The sequence below is a fragment of the Prevotella aff. ruminicola Tc2-24 genome (assembly GCF_900110895.1).
In the GTDB taxonomy this organism is placed as follows: domain Bacteria; phylum Bacteroidota; class Bacteroidia; order Bacteroidales; family Bacteroidaceae; genus Prevotella.
Genome location: NZ_FOIQ01000003.1, coordinates 211,529 through 231,553 on the forward strand (window position 1 = coordinate 211,529; position 20,025 = coordinate 231,553).

The following is a 20,025-nucleotide window of genomic DNA, read 5'->3' on the forward strand; positions in this document are numbered from 1 at the left end:
CATTATGAAGAAACTGTTATCAACTATTCTGTTGGCCGTCATCGTCGGAGCGGTACAAGCAAAAACCTACAGAATCATCAAAGCCCCAGAAGTAACAGGCTGCGTGAATATCAGTCAAGGTGAATTAAAAGTCCGCGAGGTGATTATGAGAGATACGGCCACTACAGTGCTCTTCACAATGGAATATCCTAAGGGTATGAACTTTGTTCTTGCAAAGAACGGCTACTTGATGGACGAAGAAGGCAACCAATACTTTCTGCACTCAGCCGAAGGGGTAGCTCTCGACGTAGGAATACTTTCTCCCGAAAATGGTCAAACAGACTTCACAATGCACTTCGACCCGATGCCTAAGAAGGTTCAAGTGTTTGATTTCATAGAGGGCGATGTATCTGGAGCTTTTATGGTCCTCGGCATACACGACAAAAACGCTAAAATGCCAGCACCAAAAGGAGATGCCATATACGAAGAACTGGTAAAAACATACCCATATGCTCTGCCCGAAGAATGGTTCAAGACCGATTCCGTAACCGTGAGAGGTCGTATAGAGGATTATGACCCAGAACAATCCGGATTTACTCAGATGACTCTTTTTGATTGGGACATATCCATGAAACACCCCGAGAGAAAGGTCATCAACATCACTCCTAATGGCTCGTTTGAGAAGACATTCATGGTCAACTATCCGAGACTCTTAACGATTCAAAATGCGAAAATCAATATCGACGAATTGATACCCTACTATGCCATTCCAAACGATGTGAATGACATTACCGTGAAAAAGAATGAGCAAGGAGGATACGAATATTTCTATAACAACGGCAGCAGCAAGGATGTAGAGCGTTGGCTGAAATTGACCTACATGCTCTATCCTTTTTCATTGAGCAACGGCAATGTCGCTCAAGCCAATATCCTAACAGAACGCCTGTGGCAGAATATGATGCTCCGCCTGCGAACAACCATCCGTCACAATCAGTTTACACCATTGGAGGTAAATCTGGCTCTTTGCAACGCACAGGTGAATATTGCCTTCAGTTTCTTGGATTACATCATGATCCACAAATTCGATGTAGTCAAACAAGAGGAACGTGACGGCCGGCGCTACACGGTCATTCTCGACAGTGCAGAATGGGCAGCGATAAACGAGCCGAAAAGCTACCCCATACTACAGCGTATTAATTTCGACAATCCTATGCTGATGGCTGCAGGTAATTATCCCATACTTGTGAATCGCATCCAATATGCAGATTATGTTCGTAGCCGCCAGATTCCCATGAACGCCCAACTGAATGTGAGTGTCAAAGACGCAAACGATTTCCTCATGAACGGCTATGCAGCCATGCGTGAACTGATGGGCACCGATCATGATAACTTGATGGCGCAAACATGCACCTATCAAAACATGCTCAACTTCTTCGATAGTTGGCGAGAGTATGAAGGTTATCTTTCAGACATCATTCCCTTATATCAGGCCTCGTTTACACATCCTTATGTGCGCCTGAAGGCAGAGCAGTTCTATGCCGATAAGATGGCTCAACAGGCATTCTCGTCACCATTGCCAAATACGCCTGCAGCCCAACTTATACGTTCACTTTCAGAACGCTATCCAGGTCGGATGCTCTTTATAGACTTCTGGGGAACAGGCTGTGGCCCTTGTCGTGCAGCTATACAAGACAGCAAGAATCTACGGGCAGAAATAGCCAAACGTGACGATGTGAAGTTGATTTTTATTGCAGGCGAACGTACAGAAGAAGGCAGCAATGCCTACAAAAAGTATGTGGATGAATGGTTGGCTGACGAAGACACCATCTGTCTAACCAACGAGGAGTTTGCCCGGATGCAAGAACTTTTCGGTTTTAGCGGTATCCCATTCTATGTTACCATCACTCCCGACTGTCATCTAGTGCGCGACGACCTGAAGATCCGCTCTTATAATTCCTTTAACGAAGATATTCAGCGGTTAAAGGAGAAGTTAAAGTAAAAAGACTACAGCGTGTGCATAATCCCTATAGCAGTAAAATGTCGTTATGGCTTCATAAAGACGAAATAGACCGCCGCCACTAAGCAGAGAGCGGCCGCAGCATGATTCCAGCGTAGCTCTTCGTGTTGAAAAAACAAGTTGGCGATAACCGCAAACACCACCAATGAGATACATTCTTGGATAACCTTCAACTGTACCAGTGAGAACGGGCCGCCATTGTCAACAAAGCCAATTCTGTTGGCTGGAACTTGACAGCAGTATTCGAAAAAAGCAATCATCCACGAGAAGGCAATCACCAGATAGAGGGGCCAATTGGTCGAGATACCCGACTGCTGTAGGCGGAGATGCCCATACCATGCGAAAGTCATAAACACATTGCTCATTATGAGCAACAGAACCGTATAAATTCCGTTTTGCATAACGCGAGTTTTTTTCGCCTGCAAAGGTACACATTTTCAGCGAACCACAATCATCTCGACTGAAGAATTTCGGTAGAGATACGGATATTAGAGGAAGAAACACCGGTTGCGAAGCGGATAAAGAGGACTGCTATGACAACTGGTCGTTTATTTGTATTGACAGAAATTGCACAAATTGACCAAAATGTGCACAAACCCGTCAATTTTGTGCATTTTTTTTGGCTGTATGCACAAAAAACAGTACCTTTGCGAGCGATTTCAGGAAATCGCCAGCAAAAACAGACCGTAACCGAGCATAGTACTACAACCTTGCATTCGTTCTGCACTGTTCTTTGCAGCACTTTTTGAATATCAAGAACATACATTATTAATAATATATTATGGCTTTAAAGATTGTTGTGCTGGCCAAGCAAGTGCCAGACACCCGTAACGTGGGTAAGGATGCCATGACCGCTGAAGGAACGGTGAACCGCGCTGCCCTACCCGCTATCTTCAATCCAGAAGATTTGAATGCCCTAGAACAGGCCCTTCGTCTGAAGGAGCAGAATCCGGGCTCCACAGTAGGAATCCTCACGATGGGTCCTCCACGTGCAGGTGAGATTATCCGTCAGGGACTTTATCGTGGTGCAGATACTGGTTGGCTGTTGACCGACCGTCTGTTTGCAGGTGCCGACACCCTCGCCACCTCTTACGCTCTCGCCACTGCCATCAAAAAGATCGGTGACGTAGACATCGTTATCGGTGGTCGTCAGGCTATCGATGGTGACACCGCTCAGGTAGGTCCTCAGGTGGCTCAGAAGCTAGGTCTGAATCAGGTGACTTACGCAGAGGAGGTCCTGAGTGTAAAGGATGGTAAGGCTACTATCAAACGTGTGATTGACGGTGGTGTGGAGACTGTAGAGGCTCCTCTGCCCGTTGTTATCACCGTTAACGGAAGTGCTGCTCCCTGTCGTCCCCAAAATGCCAAGCTGGTGATGAAGTATAAGCGTGCGACATGCCCCATGGAGCGTCCTGCCGAGGGTACACCGTACGACTATCTATATGAGGAGCGCCCTGAACTGAATCTGAATCAGTGGAGTGTCGCCGATGTTGACGGCGATGTCAATCAGTGTGGTCTGAATGGCTCACCGACAAAGGTGAAAGCCATCAAGAACATCGTGTTCCAGGCTAAGGAGTCGAAGACTTTGACGGCTTCTGATGCTGATATCGAGGGAATGATCAAAGAATTGTTGGACGAGAAAATCATTGGATAACGAGATATGGCTAATAACGTATTTGTATATTGCGAAATTGAAGGTACTCAAGTACAGGAAGTATCTCAGGAGCTGCTGACCAAAGGTCGCAAGCTCGCCAATGAACTGAAGGTTGAGCTCCACGCCATTGTTGCCGGCACAGGCATCAAGGGCAAGGTCGAGGACCAGATTCTGCCTTATGGTGTTGACAAGTTGTTTGTGTTCGATGCCAAGGACCTGTTCCCCTACACCTCAGCTCCACACACCGATATTCTCGTAAACCTCTTCAAGGAAGAGCAGCCACAGATCTGTCTGATGGGTGCCACCGTGATCGGTCGCGACCTCGGTCCTCGTGTCAGTTCGTCATTAACCTCTGGTCTGACAGCAGACTGCACAGAGTTGGAAATTGGTCCTTTCGAGGATAAAAAGAATAATAAGGTATATGAGAATCTGCTCTATCAGATTCGACCTGCCTTTGGTGGTAACATCGTAGCTACCATCGTTAACCCCGACCATCGTCCACAGATGGCTACCGTGCGCTCTGGCGTGATGCAAAAGGCTATCTACGAGGGTGCTTGCAAGAAAGAGGTTGTATATCCTGAGGTTTCTAAGTACGTTAGTCCTGAGGCTTTCGTTGTTAAGGTTCTTGATCACCATGTTGAGGCAGCCAAACACAACCTGAAGGGTGCTCCCATTGTTGTAGCTGGTGGCTACGGTATGGGCTCTAAGGAGAACTTCGACCTGCTGTTCGATCTTGCCAAGGTGCTTCACGGCGAGGTTGGTGGTTCGCGTGCAGCCGTTGATGCTGGTTGGTTGGATCACGACCGTCAGATTGGTCAGACAGGTGTTACCGTTCACCCCAAGGTATACATCGCCTGTGGAATCTCCGGACAGATTCAGCACATCGCTGGTATGCAAGACTCTGGTATCATCATCTCTGTGAACAATGATCCCGATGCCCCTATCAACAAGATTGCCGACTACGTGATTGTTGGTACTGTCGAGGAAGTAGTTCCCAAACTCATTAAATACTATAAGCAAAATTCGAAGTAATTATGGCAAATTATTATAGCGATCATCCTGAGATCGGGTTCTACTTGAACCACCCCCTGATGGCTCGTATCGTTGAGCTGAAAGAAAAGGGGTTCGCTGATGCGAAAGAATATGACTACGCCCCCGTCGATCTGGGCGATGCCATCGAGAACTACAAGCAGATTCTCGACATCACCGGCGACGTGGCTGCCAATATCATCGAGCCAAACTCCGAGAGCGTTGACCTGGAAGGTCCTCACCTCGAGAACGGTCGTATGATCTACGCCTCAAAGACCTACGAGAACCTTGACGCCACCCGTAAGGCTGGTCTGTGGGGTGTCAGTATGCCTCGCCGTTACGGTGGCCTGAACCTGCCCAACGCAGTGTTCTCTATGCTCTCTGAGATGATTTCGGCTGCCGATGCCGGTTTCCAGAACATCTGGAGCCTGCAGAGCTGTATCGATACGCTCTATGAGTTCGGTAGTGAGGAACAGCGCCAGAAATATATCCCCCGCGTTTGTGCTGGTGAGGGTATGAGTATGGACCTCACCGAGCCTGATGCTGGCTCTGACCTGCAGCGTGTGATGCTGAAAGCTACCTTCGACGAGAAGGAGAACTGCTGGCGTCTGAACGGTGTGAAGCGTTTCATCACCAACGGCGACTCTGACATCCACCTCGTATTGGCCCGCTCTGAGGAGGGCACGAAGGACGGCCGTGGTCTGTCTATGTTCATCTACGACAAGCGCCAGGGTGGTGTGAATGTGCGTCACATCGAGCACAAGCTCGGCATCCACGGTTCACCGACCTGCGAGCTCACCTATAAGAACGCAAAAGCAGAACTCTGCGGAAGTACGCGTCTCGGTCTGATCAAGTACGTGATGGCTCTGATGAACGGTGCCCGTCTGGGTATTGCCGCTCAGTCTGTGGGTGTTGAGCAGGAGGCATACAACGAGGGACTTGCTTACGCTAAGGAGCGTCAACAGTTCGGTGACAAGATTATCAATTTCCCTGCTGTCTACGATATGCTTTCTCGTATGAAGGCTAAGCTCGATGCCGGTCGTTCTCTGCTTTATGAGACAGCCTGCTATGTTGATGTCTACAAATGTCTTGAGGACATTGAGCGCGACCGTAAGTTGGAACCTGAAGAGAAACAGGAGTTGAAGAAGTTCCAGCGTCTCGCTGATGCCTTCACACCGCTAGCCAAAGGTATGAACTCCGAGTACGCCAACCAGAACGCCTACGATGCGATTTCTATCCATGGCGGATCAGGCTTTATTATGGAGTACAAGAGCCAGCGTCTGTTCCGTGATGCTCGTATATTCTCAATCTACGAGGGTACCACCCAGTTGCAGGTGGTTGCTGCCATCCGCTACATCACCAACGGAACGATGCTGAACAACATCAAGGATATGCTTGCAGCTCTGCCTGCTGATGCCAATACTGCTCTGAAGGCTCGCGTTGAGAAGCTGATTCCCGTATACGAAGAGGCTCTCGCCAACGTGAAGGCTCTCGAGAATCAAGACGCTCAAGACTTCCTCGCTCGTCGTCTCTATGACATGACGGCCGAACTCGTGATGAGTCTGTTGATTATCCGTGATGCAGCTAAGGCTCCTGAACTCTTCGAGAAGAGTGCCAATGTCTACGTCCGCATGACAGAAGAGGATGTTCTCGGTAAGAGTGCCTACATCAAGAACTTCAAGGTCGAGGATCTCGACAGTTTCCGTGCCTGTTAAGGTATCGGCTTGATACAAACGAAAAGAAGGATGTGTCCGATGTACACATCCTTCTTTTATTATCTATACTTGCTCACACCTGACGTGATGTGAGCAAGTTCTCTTTCGTGATTATTTTACGACGACTTTCTTACCATCGCGAACATAGATGCCCTTACGGTTTGGACGTCCTTCGCGACGTACACCTCTCAGATCAGTGTAAGCAACAGGAGCCTTATCACGAGCAACATTCTTAATACCCGTCGAACCGACAGAGAGATGGATATCACGAGTGCCGAGCGGTGACCAGTCACTGCTAACACGTAACAGATAGTTACCATCAGGCAGCGTACCACCAACCATCATAGTATCAACTACAGCCATTAATCGCTCACCTTTAGCGAAGGAAAGCGTCTGGCTACCAGAACGACGCTCAGTCAGTTGACCGTTGTCAACAACATCATAAAGTGTATAGCGCGCTTTCTCTGAACCTGTGAAGTCCGTCGGAGTATAAGGGTAGCCTGTCGTCAGGTGAAGTTCAAGACTGAGAGGTTGACCACTGGCTACTGCAGTATCGCCTACAAGACGAATAGAGGGTTCGTCACGAACTATGAATTCTTTGTATTTCTCACAACTAGAGAGATCCTCCCTATTTTCCCAATAGATTTTTTCATTGATATAAGACCACACGTAATACCAACCACCTCGGCGAATCTCATGTTCAATATCAAAAGAAAACTTATATGAACCGTCTTTGGCTTTCTCGGGAAGTGCGACGAGATAGTCGTAGACAGCTTTTTCCTCTCTCTTATACGTCATCTGACAATTCTCAGCAGCATCAGAGATACGAGCATGCAAGTAGATGGAGTCGGAAGGTTTCACGTTGGGTACCGTAACATCAGGAATATCTGTAAAATTTACATGATAGACAAGATGTCCTAGATGTACCTCACCATCATCCTCTACCGTCGTCGCCTGATAGTCACCATCATAGGTATCTTTCTGTTCATAATAGCTCGAGTTTTCCACATATTCATCATACGTTCCCATCAGGTTCTCCACCTCGACGACACAGTCGGCCAAGGCAGTACCATCAGGCAGGCAAAGAGCCAAGTAGACGATACCACCACGCATTGGTTTGAATCCAAAAGTGACATCAGCACTCTCTTTTACCCGAAGATATACACCGCTCAATAATGGATCACCCTCAGAATACGGAGTATCGTCTGTGATATCATCAAGCTTCACATCACCGAAGTAGTATGGTATAAGTACCAATGGCATTGTACTTTCAAAAGGGCCATTATTATAAATAGTGGCCGTAATCTCATTACCCATTGCAACACGTGCCGGTCCACCTGTAAAGCCAATTTTCTTAATATCCAGATCGGGGGACATACGAAAAAGGAAGAAACGATTATCATCTGTACGTCCTGCGATGACATTATACTCCAAGGAACCAACCAGATGCCAATCGCTACCAGGAATATTGGGGAATTTAAGCATTGGGTATAGCACCTGTATATCTCCAGGCTTGAAAAGCGTTGAATCAATCCAGACCTCATGGAAATTTAATGACCTGTTATAGACAATGCTATCGGAAGGATCACCTTTATAAATCGGTTTCAGAGTACCATCTTCTTCTCGTGTGCCAAGAGCAAAATCTACGAGGATATGGTCATATGAATATGATCTGAACTTATAGCTGAAACGGACGGTATCCTGACCTTCAACACTTATGGGATCTAATTCATTAAGCCATACCTGAGGAATGGCAGTCTGGGAGTAGGTACCCTCTGGAGCGGGTTTTACTCCAATAATAACATCCTGTCCCATACAAAACCCGATACGACTGGAACTTGCTCCTGCACTAGTATTGTTATAAGGATTGAGTACGGCGAGAGCAAAATATCCGTCATCCGTTCCTTCCCATCCCCAGTTAATATGAAAAAGTCCATTGCCGTCATAACCGTCGCAGACAAAAGAATGTCCAGTTTCATCAGTATCGCCGGAATACTGCACGGGACGTCCCTCGGCCAATTCGTCATAGATCATCTGCTCCCACTCATCAATACCGCAGCAGACACGCTTGACAGAACGGAGAGCAGGATCGTAGCCAAAATACTTGACCAGGGCCTCGACAACCTCCTGTGCGTCAGAGTACGAACCCTCAGGGGAATAACCCATATAAACCGACTGACTACAATAGCGCATCAACGTAGCCACAGCATCCTGCTGAGCCTTTGTACCCTGAATCTCATATCGTTTGAGCTCATAGTTGGGCACTACATAAGTATCAAGCATGTTATCCCAGTCGAAGGTGACAGACGGTAGCGCTTCAATATGCCATATCTTCTCTTTATTCTGGTAAGCCGTCTTCAGATCATAGGCAGGAATCTCCGATGTCGCGGCCCTCGGCCACTTGTGATAGTTCATGATCTGAGCCATCGCAGTGGCAATGCAACCGACATAGGAGGCCTCACCCTCATAGTCTGGATTTGCACCTTCATAGAGAGGTACCTTATTATTATATGGAAATCCTTGATCCCATGTGGTCTTCAGCAAGGGATTGATGGGAGCACGCTCTGCCCGCGTCTTTTTCACCTTTATCGCATGCTGGAAGACGCCATCGACGAAATCATTTCTGTTACCCAACGTCTTCATGGCCGCGTCATAGCTCTTCAGCCATACACGCATGTTCTCTGGCATTTTCTCCCAGTCGATTTTACCTTTAGCAGAATAGCCAAGTACAGGTAAGGATCGACTATCTGCAGAAGCGATAACATATCCACCGCCATCTATATTGAAAGCATAGATACTTTGAGCCTCCACCTTGGTTGCATCTAGTCTCGTAGTCGCATTAGCATTCAAACCTCTGGTTTTTGCTGCCGAGTTACTCGCGAGATACCGTAAGGCACGTTCCTTAGCCTGCTGTTCTGTAATCTGTTGGGCCATGACATTAAGAGTCAGGAGGGCCAGCACAAATAAAAAGAGTAGTCGTTTTACCATTCTCAATATAATTTATGATTGATTAAAATGTAAAGGTACACACTTTCTTTATAAAAACGATATAAAATAAGTTAAAAGTGTTGTTACGACGATAAGATTGCGTATCTTTGTAATTAATAAAAGAAACAGTTCCTTCAAATAATGGAGTTGTCGCTAACCGTTAAAATCTATGGCTTCACATAACGAATTTGGGAGATGGGGCGAAACACAGGCCGCCGAGTATCTTGAAAAGAAAGGGTATACGATTATCGAACGCGACTGGAAATCTGGACGCAGAGACATTGATATTATTGCGCTTGACAAGGACATTGTTGTATTCGTCGAGGTGAAGACCCGTCGAAACAACACTTTCGGCGAACCTGAGGAGGCCGTCGACTATTGGAAACAGCAAAACTTAAAACAGGCCATCAACCACTATGTAAAATCGAAAAACATCCGTCAGGATTTACGATTCGATATCATCTCCGTCGTTGGAGCATTGGAAAATGAACTAGAGATCAAGCATATCAAGGATGTTGCGCTCATATAGATAAACCTATAAAGACTCCAATAGAATCTCTATTAAACGGGGCACGGCATAATCACTAAACTGCGTCTCAGGAATCCATATATAATCACTAGGAAGTTCTGGTCTTACGTCCGTCTCAAGCAAATAGAAGTCTGCATAGAGGACACGGTGGGTAAGCACATGTTTGACATCCCGACGGAGTGAAACGAGAGTCCCATTTATTCCTCTCAGGGTATTGAGGATCTCCGAGTCAGAGGACTTCGTCAGACCATCCTTCCCCTCCGAAAGGATGGTAGGAGAATATGGTTCCCACAATCCTTGCCAAATATCCCCCGCTCCACGTCGATGAATAGCCGTTTCACCTTGACAACGGATATAGACATAAACAAGATGACGCTCACATACCTTCAAGTTTTTCAACTTCACAGGCAAATTACCAACCTTCCCAGAGCGAAAAGCCTCACAGCTCTCCATCAACGGACAGACAGTACAGTGCGGTGACTGTGGGGTACACTGGATGGCTCCAAAGTCCATGATGGCCTGATTATAGACGGCATTTAGGTGTCGACAGTTATCTTTTTGCTTTTGACAAGGGGGTTCAGGAAGAAGACTCTGAGCAAGGGCGGAAAAGGTCTTTTTTCCTTCTGTGGTATTGATGGGGATATTGACACCAAAATAACGGGCGAGAACTCGATATACATTCCCATCGACCACAGCTGCAGGCAAATCAAAAGCTATGCTTCCGATGGCCGCGGCAGTGTAGTCACCCACTCCCTTCAGTCGTCTGAGATCTTCCAACGTATTGGGGAAATGGCCAAGGTCAATAATCTGACGAGCGGCATAGTGCAGGTTCCTTGCACGACTATAATAACCAAGCCCTTGCCACTCACGAAGCACTTCATCTTCTGTTGCTGCAGCCAGTGCCTCCACGGTTGGCCAACGGCATATGAACCGTTCCCAATACTCCCAGCCCTGCTTTACCTGTGTCTGCTGGAGGATAATCTCCGAAAGCCATATAGCATAAGGATCACGAGTCTGCCGCCAAGGCAAGTCACGACCGTTCTCACGAAACCATTGCAGAAGCGTTAATGCAAAATCCATACCGTCAGATTCAGCAACAGACTATAAGACCATAGGACAATCTGGCCCCGCAGTCCATTACATTATATTACAACTTTCCCTGGTCACCCAAATAGCTATCCTTGAAACCAAGGAAATAGAGTACTCCATCAAGACCTATCGTGTTGATGCTCTGCTTTGCGTTAGCAACCACACGCGGTTTTGCATGGAAAGCGATACCCAGGCCGGCCTCAGAGATCATCGGAAGGTCATTGGCGCCATCGCCCACAGCAATCGTCTGAGCCAAATTTACTTTCTCCACCTGAGCAATGAGTTTCAGTAACTCAGCCTTACGATGACCGTCTACGATCTCTCCTACATAACGTCCCGTAAGTTTGCCGTCCTCACCTATCTCAAGTTCGTTGGCATACACATAGTCAATTCCATAACGACGCTGTAGATACTCACCGAAATATGTGAATCCACCCGAGAGAATTGCAATCTTATAACCACAACGTTTCAAAATAGTCATCAGACGGTCTACCCCCTCAGTAATGGGCAAGTTCTCTGCGATCTCTTGCATCACACTCACATCAAGTCCCTTTAACAGAGCAACTCTACGTGTAAAACTTTCCTTGAAATCTATTTCACCACGCATAGCACTTTCCGTGATGGCCCGCACCTCAGCCCCCACACCATTTCGCTCTGCCAATTCGTCGATACATTCCGTCTGGATGAGTGTCGAATCCATATCAAAACAGATCAGTCGACGCATACGACGGAACATGTCGTCTTTTTGGAAAGAGAAATCTATCTCCATCTCCGACGAAAGTTTCATCAGCTTCGATTGCATCTCCTTCCTGTCACGAGGCTCACCGCGCAACGAAAACTCAATACAGGCACGGACATGCTTAGCAGAGTTTTTTATACTCTTGCGTCCTGTGAGTCGCAGAATAGAGTCGATATTCAATCCTTGATCAGCGATAACACGGGTCGCAGCCTCTATCTGTCGAGCCTCCAACTGTCGTCCCATCACCATAAGGATATAACGGTTTTTACCTTGATGACCTACCCAGTCCTCATACTCGTCATCACTAATCGGGGAAAAGCCGATGTTCACACCCAGTTCCGTTGCTTTGAACAACAGTTCTTTCATCACCTGTCCACTATGCGTCTCTTCTATACGGATTAGAATTCCCAATGACAACGTTGAATGGATGTCTGCCTGTCCGATATCAAGGATCTGCGCATCGTACTTCGCCAATATACCCATGACCGAGGCTGTCAGTCCCGGACGATCCTGCCCGGTAATTCTCACAAGAATCTGCTCCTGCATTCTTATTTCAGTGTTCTCCTGTGCGCCATGAGCGGCAAGTAAGGAGTCGTTTTTCTGTTTATTTTCTGTCTTCATATTTTTCAATGGTTCTATTTTCGGGAACTATATCCCTATTCGCGGCACAAAGCCTCACATACTTTATCCTGATAAACCCTACCTTCTGTATGCTTCATCGCACCTTGATTAATGATACAGAAAGCCAACTGATGACCATTAGCTGCCGTGCAGTAGCCTGCCAACGATGAGACGCCAGTTACTGTACCTGTCTTCGCCTGTACCCTTCCCTTCGCACAACTGTCACCCATCCGTTTCTTCAAAGTGCCATCAACAGCTGCCACGGGCAATGACGGACGAAGATATGAAATAATATCACGGTGTAGATAGGCGTAACGTAGCATACTCACCATCAACTCAGGAGTAACATAATTATAAAGTGACAATCCACTGCCATCGGCAACCCGATAGGCGACACCAGAAATGCCCGACTTGGCGACTGTACGTTTGATGATTTGACGGGCATGAGTTGCCTTTGCCGGACGGGCACCCGAAGAGGCCGCAATCTGAAAGAATACTGATTCGGCATAAAGGTTATCACTCTCCTTCATCATCGGCACAAGTATATCCTTCAATCGGTGAGAACGAGAGCACACAAGTAGCACATCCTTGGGAAGGATGCCTGACGTACAGGGAGCATCCACGGTCAGTCCCTTGTCACGCAACAGACTCACAAAACGACTTGCGAATTCATCCTTTCGGGATACCAGCAAGGGTGTCAACTGAGGGTTGTCATCGTCCCAACACCAACCTTCCCCGAGCAAAAACTCCTCTTTGAACGAAGTGTCGGTGACAATACGGCCTCGGATTGAGTCTACTCCCATCCGACAAACAGCCTCAGCAAAGATTTCCATATCTACCTCGTCAAACATCGGATCCATACCACCCACCAAGAAGACATCTCCCTCCAATGTACGACCATTCACCACACCCCGATAATATAGAGATGTGCGCAACGGGTAGTCGGCTCCCAGACAGTCCAATGCCGTGATAGCCGTCAACAACTTCATCGTCGAGGCTGGACGCAGCGTCTGCTTCTCGCCATAGCGGTAGAGTACTGAATCTGCACTCAAGTCATAAATCATCAATCCTAATTGCGTTCGTTCCAAGAAACGGTCGTTCGTTAAAGAATCCAACCTTGCCTGTATGTTCTCCGGCCAGGGAAGCGCCACCTGTACCGTATCTGTCGCTTGCGGCATAACAACAGAACTCTCTGTCTGCGCATGCAGACAGAGAGACTGGCATACCACAAAGACCAGTAAGATATGTTTTCTCATCTATTTTCCTTCCTCAATTCCGTCGATATTTAGATACAAGACGGTGAATAGCCTTATCAAGCGACTCCGACGGCTCAATGATATTATAATTGCTCCAATACTCTGGATCCATAAAATACTCTACCTTGTCGTAATAGGCATCCCGCGAGTCGAACGAACTGCGATTAGCTATAGGCTGCACCCCATCCGAAGTAATATCAGTGACAGCCATCTCACAAGTTGCCGTAAACGACGTAGAGAATAGGCGTTTCTTCCAATCGCAGTTGAAGCGGAAGATATTCCGCAGATAGCTGAGACGTGTTACTCCGTCCTCATAACGGTAATCCACGACACACGACAACTCACGAGGTCTGAACTTCACGCCGAAAGGTTTCTTCACTAACATCGTGCGCGTCGCCTTGTCCTTATCTCGCATGTCCAGATCCAACTCGATACGTGTGAAAGCAAGTCGCTCACGGTCTATATAGAGTTTGGCGTGATATAGGGCATACGGCATCAGCATCTTAGGCTCCATCAGTACCACATACTGCTCGCGGTCATTGATATACTCGGGATCCCCCATTCTAAACTGATAGGCATCAAGTTCCTCCTTATTAAACAGGATCTCGCGGTTCTTTACAATATCAAGCAAGACGGCCTGCACCGGACCACCCATCACCTTCACACCGAGCGTGTCACTTTCCTTCTGACTAATCAAGCGACGTCCCTTAACGATTGATACACGATCACGTCCCACCTGACGGGTATACGATGTCTTATACATATCCTCCACACCCTCGGCCACATAGATATAATGGCGACGTTTCATCGCTGTCTCCCTGTAGAAACCTTTCAGCAGCTCCGGGTTTCTGCTGTAGTTGTCCGGAATCTTACTGATGGCAACATCCACCAACTCACGCGGATTCTCGTTTGTGATAACCACCTCACGCAATTGGATTACCGTCGGTGCCAAACGGACGGTCAGATTCTCCGTCTGCCCTTCCACTACATTCACCCGACGTGTTTTATAACCCAGATGCGACACCGTGATTGACTGAGGTATCTGGGGAAGTTTAAGAGAGAAGACTCCATCTTCGTTCGTGACAACCGACAGTCTGCCTGCCGACACACTCACCTGTTTTAGTCCTTTACCTGTCTTGTCATCCAAGACAACACCTCCTATGACAACCTGCTGAGCCAGTGTTGCCAAAGGTATACACATTAGAATAATCAGCCACAGTCTTTTCATTTTATCTTCGTCTTGGTTTTGTGGCAAAGATACGAAAAAATATGAATTAAGAGTTAATATTTAAGAAAAAATATGTATAGAATACCATTTTTCTCAACTCTTAACTCTTATTTATTAACAATAATAGCTACCTTTGCAATAAATTATCAAAACACCTCCGTATTATGGTATACAAATACGATTTCTTGGTTATCGGTGCCGGCATAGCCGGCATGAGCTATGCATTGAAGGTTGCACAAGCTAACAAAGGGCGCGTATGTATGATCTGCAAGACCTCACTTGACGAGGCCAACACTTCGTTCGCACAAGGCGGCGTAGCGTCAGTGACAAACCTGGAACTCGATAATTTCGACAAGCATATTGAGGACACGATGGTTGCAGGCGACTATATCTCTGATCGGGCAGCCGTAGAGCAGGTAGTACGCAAAGCACCGGAACAGATACGTGAACTAGTAAACTGGGGCGTAAACTTCGACAAGAAGGAAGACGGATCGTTTGACCTTCATCGCGAAGGCGGACACTCAGAGTTTCGCATCTTACACCACGCAGACGATACTGGGGCGGAGATTCAGCGCGGATTAATAGAGGCTGTCAAGAACAATCCGAACATTGACATTAAGGAAAACCACTTCGCTGTAGAGATTATCACCCAACACCACCTTGGTGCCAAGGTGACGCGCCGTTCACCCTACATCCATTGTTATGGCGCATATGTACTCTCACCAGAAAATCCAGAATTACCAGAGGGACCGAACAACCCCTCGCACGTTGACACATACTTAGCTAAAGTTACAGTGATGTGTACCGGTGGCTGCGGAGCGGTGTATCTGACCACCTCGAATCCTGTCATTGCCACAGGCGACGGTATTGCGATGGTGTACCGAGCCAAGGGAACCGTGGCCGACATGGAATTCGTTCAGTTTCACCCGACAGTGCTCCATAACCCCAAGGAGACGCACCCCGCCTACCTCATTACAGAGGCTATGCGCGGTTACGGCGGTATCCTAAAGCTACCCAATGGACAGACGTTCATGGAAAAATACGACGACAGACTCTCTTTGGCGCCACGTGACATCGTGGCTCGCGCCATCGATAAGGAGATGAAGAAACACGGTCTCGATCATGTATGCCTTGATGTCACCCATAAGGATCCCGCTGAAACGAAAAAACACTTTCCCAATATCTACCAGAAATGTCTCTCCATCGGTATCGACATCACCACCGATTACATTCCAGTGCGGCCGGCAGCTCACTATATGTGTGGCGGTATTAAAGTCGACCTCAACGGACAGACCAGCATTGAACGACTTTATGCCCTTGGTGAATGTTCCTGCACAGGACTGCACGGCGGCAACCGTCTTGCCTCCAACTCACTCATTGAGGCTGTTGTCTATGCCGACACAGCAGCCAAGGACTCGCTAGAACATATCAACCTATACGACTTCAATGATCAGGTACCGGAATGGAATGATGAGGGTACGATGACCAATGAGGAGAAGGTTCTCATCACTCAAAGTGTTAAGGAGGTCAATCAGATTATGTCAAACTATGTAGGTATCGTGCGCAGCGACCTGCGTCTGCATCGTGCGTGGGATCGTCTCGATATGCTCTACGAGGAGACAGAACGACTTTTCAAACGCGTTAAGGCCTCGAAGGATATCTGTGAACTACGTAACATGATTAATGTGGGATACCTTATCACCCGTTGGGCCCTAGAGCGAAAAGAGTGCCGTGGCCTTCACTACACCACCGATTATCCTGTACACGCCTACGACAAATAACAGGAGAGTCTTTCGCATCAACTAATAAGATCTATAAACGGATTACGTCATCGCAGAGAGAGGTGACGGCTGGGCGGTGTGTAATAAAAAGCATTGTACTCCTTGGATATGCCTCAAAGAGACGATGATAGAGTTCTTTTTCGGTAGGTTCGTCAAGCGAGCTGCTGACTTCATCAAGCAAAAGGATCGTACCGGGACGCAGCAGGCCACGCGCTATCGCGATACGTTGTGCTTGTCCTTCACTTAATCCACAACCATGTTCACCCAATTCTGTATCCAGTCCCTCTGGCAAGTCGAACACGAAATCCGCACACGCTGTATGTAACACATCCTTTAACGCCTCATCTGTAACATCAGGCTTTGCCAATTGCAGATTATAACGTATAGTACCACTCATCAGCGTGTTACCTTGCGGCACGAAACACAAATCTTCTCCCACAGTAACCACGCCCTCCGTCGGTTCGACAAGACCGAGAATCAGTCGGAATAATGTGGTCTTCCCGATACCTGTCTCACCCATGATGGCAGTCTTACTGCCTTGTTTGAATTCATATGTGAAGTTCTCCAATATCATCTTATCGCCATTCGCATAGCGGAAAGCAACATTATCGAAACGGATGCCTTTCCCTAATTGATGGTCATTCCTCTCGACACACTTATTGTCATGTACTGCATCCGATGTCATATTACCAAGCTCATCCAGACGATCAATGCTTGCCGTAGCATGAATCACACCAGGCACAAGATTAAGCAACTGGAGTATCGGGTGTTGAATCATACCAACAAGCTGCAGAAAGGAGGTCATAACACCAAAAGTGATAGTGCCATTACGCAATCCTATGCCACCCCATACAAATGCTAAGAGATAACCCAATCCGAAGACACAGCCCATGATGAGACGGGCAACAACAGTAAAGCGTGTGCGTCGGATCACATTGCCATGAAGTCGCTGCTGCATAGAGTCGAGACGACTAGTGACCCACTGTTCACTGCCCAAAGAGCGCAACACGGCATTATATTCCATACCCTCCTGCACCTGCATCTGTATACGACTCTCGTCATTCCTGATGTCAAGGGTCATCTGCCGTAACCGACGGGCGATAAGTTTGCCGAACACGATGGCGACTGGTGTAAGCAACAGTAATGCCCATGCCAGTCGGGCATCAAACCAGTGCATTAACAAGAACGCGCCACAGAGTTGTATCGCGGTTATCGCCATCTGGGGCAGAGTGTCGGTACACACCGTACTCACTTGTTCAATATCCTTCGCTAATCGCGACGTAACGTCGCCCGAGTGCAGCTCCTCACCTTCGAAAAGTTGCCGACGGAACAGACTACTAAAGAAATATAGTCTGAGTTTATTCATCTGTCTGACATTGGCAACCGTAGTAAGCCAAAAACCAACTTGTCGCAGTACCACACCTCCCACGACTGTGACCACGAGCCACATCACCATCCGCAGCACATCATCAACACTTCCTATGCGGATAGTTACATCAATGAAGCGTTTGCTAAGCCACACCATCAGCAGGCCAAGCAACACTTGTCCAATACCTGCAACGATGCGCACCACCATTCTCCAACGGATGCCACGTGTGTTATGCCACAGCCACAATACGTATCTCACCTCTCAAGAATCTCTATCAGACCGGCATCCTGCCACTTTTGCAGCATCTCAGCCACATCCTTTCGGGCTTCGTCGACTGGAACATCATATTCCCCACAGAGTTCTTCTGTGAGTGACTCAATGTTAAAGGAGACCATCTGCTGAGCCCGTTTCCACAACCAAGCTGCCGTATCGTTAAGTACTAACAACTTCCCGAAGTTAACTGCATCGAGTCCCTCCCCCATAATTACCTGTTCGCCGCACACATCGCGCAGCACAAATCCTTTTTTGATTTTCATTTTTATGTTTTTTCCGCCCTTTGTAAAAGCACAATAGCAATATCTATTTCTTTATTCTTCTATAGATGGCAAGCAAATATCGACGTACAGGTCGCAGCCAGAACCATAGTCGAGCGATTTCTTTTCGCCAAGGTGTGTATAATTTATGTGTATGTCCATCCGCATCCACAACATGCGTGGCCAACGCCTTAATATCATCCAATGCACAATGCTCTACACCAACAAGGTTACCATCGCCCATTAGAGTCACATTTTCACCATCCACACGGATGATACGATGCACCACATAGCGTATACCGTTGACCCATGCAAGCACCACGTCACCGACCTTAGGTCGGACTGCCTTCTGCAGAATAACACTCTCGCGGCCACCAATGATGAACGGTAGCATACTGCGGCCATTGACGGGTAGTGTGACACACAAGCCCTCATCGACCAACCGGATTGCCTCCTCGATGATGTCCTTATCGCTCATCATACTTCATCATTACGATTATGCATCAATGCTGCATAACAAACACGTACAGCCTCTTCATCGGGCAGACATTCCAGATAATACGCAGGTATCTGTCGTGCCAATATATTTTCCGATTGATGCAATCCATCGGCAATACGCACATCCCATCGTTTACCACTGATGCTGGGCACCAATGCCGCATAAGTCTCAATACCTGTCAACCGACATATCTTATTATAAGGTGCCTGACAAAGGAGAACGATACCACCCAAGGGACAAACGACGTTCCGATAACAGGGTGTCTTTCCACTCCAAGGTGAACCATACACAACAATCTGATTGTCATCTTCGATACGCACCACCGGATTGTCATCGTTTATCAGTTCCGTCGCATCGACATACTGTTGCCAAAGACTCGAATGAGTACTTTTACCAGTTCCGCTCTTGCCTAGGAACATATAACCATATCCCTTATAGCTGACCACAGATGCATGAAACAGCAGTGTATTCTTATCGGCCGTTGCCAGCGCAAACAGTACCATCAGAGCATTGTCGATAGCCATTTTTACATGACGGTCCGTCACGACAAGTTGCCCGTCACGATAGTCGTCTGTACAGATAAGCCATCCTGCCGTTATGTTCTGCCAACGAAATTCAAACACAGGCCTACCGTCTATCGTACATCCGCAAATGATGGTCTGTTCCTCATCGTCTTGTCGTAGTTCCTCGGTGTAATCGGGTGCCTTTCCATTCTCAATGACTAAGGTAAACGTCGTCGCGTCACCGTCACTTTTAAATGGTTCATAATTTTTCATCATCGCAAAGACATCCTTCTCTGCGCTCACGCTATATAGGTGACCTGCTACCTTATAATATACTGTTTCTCTCATTTCGGAATCACACTTAACAAAAACCCTATGCCAACCCGAGCAATAGACGCCGTAATTGGAACATACGTTTCAAAATCATATCTGTAGATGGTATCATTAAAGCTACAGCGGCAAAGGTACGAACTTTTTTCGAGAATTCAAAAAAGAA

At 47.3% G+C, this 20,025-nt stretch carries 16 protein-coding genes; 6 read left to right on the plus strand and 10 right to left on the minus strand.

Annotation, left to right across the window (positions count from 1 at the left end; translation table 11 throughout):
- Nucleotides 1-4 precede the first annotated feature (4 nt).
- The gene (locus BMY63_RS07215) at nucleotides 5-1,978 is read left to right on the plus strand and encodes a TlpA family protein disulfide reductase (RefSeq protein WP_091915668.1); all 1,974 of its coding nucleotides are present in this window, start codon (nucleotides 5-7) and stop codon (nucleotides 1,976-1,978) included.
- Between the two features lie 44 nt (nucleotides 1,979-2,022).
- Here the strand turns inward: BMY63_RS07215 and BMY63_RS07220 are convergent, their stop codons facing one another.
- Complete coding sequence (locus BMY63_RS07220; RefSeq protein WP_091901235.1) at nucleotides 2,023-2,397, minus strand: DMT family protein; 375 nt, start codon at nucleotides 2,395-2,397, stop codon at nucleotides 2,023-2,025.
- Nucleotides 2,398-2,777: 380 nt separating this feature from the next.
- On the opposite strand from BMY63_RS07220, the gene BMY63_RS07225 reads away from it, so the two are divergent.
- Genes BMY63_RS07225 through BMY63_RS07235 form a run of 3 tightly spaced genes read left to right on the plus strand, consistent with a single transcriptional unit; the run spans nucleotide 2,778 to nucleotide 6,394 of the window.
- Complete coding sequence (locus BMY63_RS07225) at nucleotides 2,778-3,650, plus strand: electron transfer flavoprotein subunit beta/FixA family protein (RefSeq protein WP_091901233.1); 873 nt, start codon at nucleotides 2,778-2,780, stop codon at nucleotides 3,648-3,650.
- A 6-nt stretch (nucleotides 3,651-3,656) separates the two neighbouring features.
- Nucleotides 3,657-4,682, plus strand: a complete 1,026-nt coding sequence (locus BMY63_RS07230; protein WP_091901230.1) for an electron transfer flavoprotein subunit alpha/FixB family protein — start codon at nucleotides 3,657-3,659, stop codon at nucleotides 4,680-4,682.
- 2 nt (nucleotides 4,683-4,684) lie between these two features.
- A complete protein-coding gene (locus tag BMY63_RS07235; RefSeq protein WP_091901229.1) occupies nucleotides 4,685-6,394 on the plus strand; it encodes an acyl-CoA dehydrogenase family protein in 1,710 nt (569 codons plus the stop codon).
- Nucleotides 6,395-6,505: 111 nt separating this feature from the next.
- Here BMY63_RS07235 and BMY63_RS07240 read toward each other — a convergent pair whose 3' ends face one another.
- Nucleotides 6,506-9,382 (minus strand): C10 family peptidase, encoded by a 2,877-nt coding sequence (locus BMY63_RS07240; RefSeq protein WP_091915670.1) that lies wholly within the window; start codon nucleotides 9,380-9,382, stop codon nucleotides 6,506-6,508.
- Nucleotides 9,383-9,551: 169 nt separating this feature from the next.
- Here BMY63_RS07240 and BMY63_RS07245 point away from each other — a divergent pair, with 169 nt between their 5' ends.
- A complete protein-coding gene (locus tag BMY63_RS07245; RefSeq protein ID WP_091915671.1) occupies nucleotides 9,552-9,911 on the plus strand; it encodes a YraN family protein in 360 nt (119 codons plus the stop codon).
- A gap of 6 nt (nucleotides 9,912-9,917) precedes the next feature.
- Here BMY63_RS07245 and BMY63_RS12555 read toward each other — a convergent pair whose 3' ends face one another.
- The 4 genes from BMY63_RS12555 to BMY63_RS07265 form a co-directional block, all read right to left on the minus strand.
- Complete coding sequence (locus BMY63_RS12555) at nucleotides 9,918-10,991, minus strand: A/G-specific adenine glycosylase (protein WP_091901223.1); 1,074 nt, start codon at nucleotides 10,989-10,991, stop codon at nucleotides 9,918-9,920.
- A 67-nt stretch (nucleotides 10,992-11,058) separates the two neighbouring features.
- The gene (serB, locus tag BMY63_RS07255) at nucleotides 11,059-12,285 is read right to left on the minus strand and encodes a phosphoserine phosphatase SerB (protein WP_091915878.1); all 1,227 of its coding nucleotides are present in this window, start codon (nucleotides 12,283-12,285) and stop codon (nucleotides 11,059-11,061) included.
- A 110-nt stretch (nucleotides 12,286-12,395) separates the two neighbouring features.
- The gene (gene dacB / locus BMY63_RS07260; protein WP_091901221.1) at nucleotides 12,396-13,616 is read right to left on the minus strand and encodes a D-alanyl-D-alanine carboxypeptidase/D-alanyl-D-alanine endopeptidase; all 1,221 of its coding nucleotides are present in this window, start codon (nucleotides 13,614-13,616) and stop codon (nucleotides 12,396-12,398) included.
- Between the two features lie 13 nt (nucleotides 13,617-13,629).
- Nucleotides 13,630-14,844 carry a carboxypeptidase-like regulatory domain-containing protein gene (locus tag BMY63_RS07265; RefSeq protein ID WP_091901220.1) on the minus strand — a complete coding sequence of 405 codons (1,215 nt, stop codon included), beginning with the start codon at nucleotides 14,842-14,844 and terminating at the stop codon, nucleotides 13,630-13,632.
- A 164-nt stretch (nucleotides 14,845-15,008) separates the two neighbouring features.
- Between BMY63_RS07265 and nadB the strand changes: the two genes are divergently transcribed.
- Nucleotides 15,009-16,625 carry an L-aspartate oxidase gene (gene nadB / locus BMY63_RS07270; RefSeq protein WP_091901218.1) on the plus strand — a complete coding sequence of 539 codons (1,617 nt, stop codon included), beginning with the start codon at nucleotides 15,009-15,011 and terminating at the stop codon, nucleotides 16,623-16,625.
- A gap of 31 nt (nucleotides 16,626-16,656) precedes the next feature.
- On the opposite strand, the gene BMY63_RS07275 is transcribed toward nadB, so the two are convergent.
- Genes BMY63_RS07275 through BMY63_RS07290 form a run of 4 tightly spaced genes read right to left on the minus strand, consistent with a single transcriptional unit; the run spans nucleotide 16,657 to nucleotide 19,877 of the window.
- Nucleotides 16,657-18,252, minus strand: a complete 1,596-nt coding sequence (locus BMY63_RS07275; protein ID WP_143065749.1) for an ABC transporter ATP-binding protein — start codon at nucleotides 18,250-18,252, stop codon at nucleotides 16,657-16,659.
- Nucleotides 18,249-18,530 (minus strand): PqqD family protein, encoded by a 282-nt coding sequence (locus BMY63_RS07280; RefSeq protein WP_091901214.1) that lies wholly within the window; start codon nucleotides 18,528-18,530, stop codon nucleotides 18,249-18,251. Before BMY63_RS07280 ends, BMY63_RS07275 begins: the two co-directional genes overlap by 4 nt.
- Nucleotides 18,531-18,573: 43 nt before the next feature.
- Entirely contained in the window at nucleotides 18,574-19,008 is a 435-nt protein-coding gene (locus BMY63_RS07285) for a S24/S26 family peptidase (protein ID WP_256218968.1), read from the minus strand.
- Nucleotides 19,005-19,877: a hypothetical protein gene (locus BMY63_RS07290; protein WP_091915676.1), complete on the minus strand. Its 873-nt coding sequence runs from the start codon at nucleotides 19,875-19,877 to the stop codon at nucleotides 19,005-19,007. The genes BMY63_RS07285 and BMY63_RS07290 overlap by 4 nt, the downstream gene beginning before the upstream one ends.
- Nucleotides 19,878-20,025: the final 148 nt, after the last annotated feature.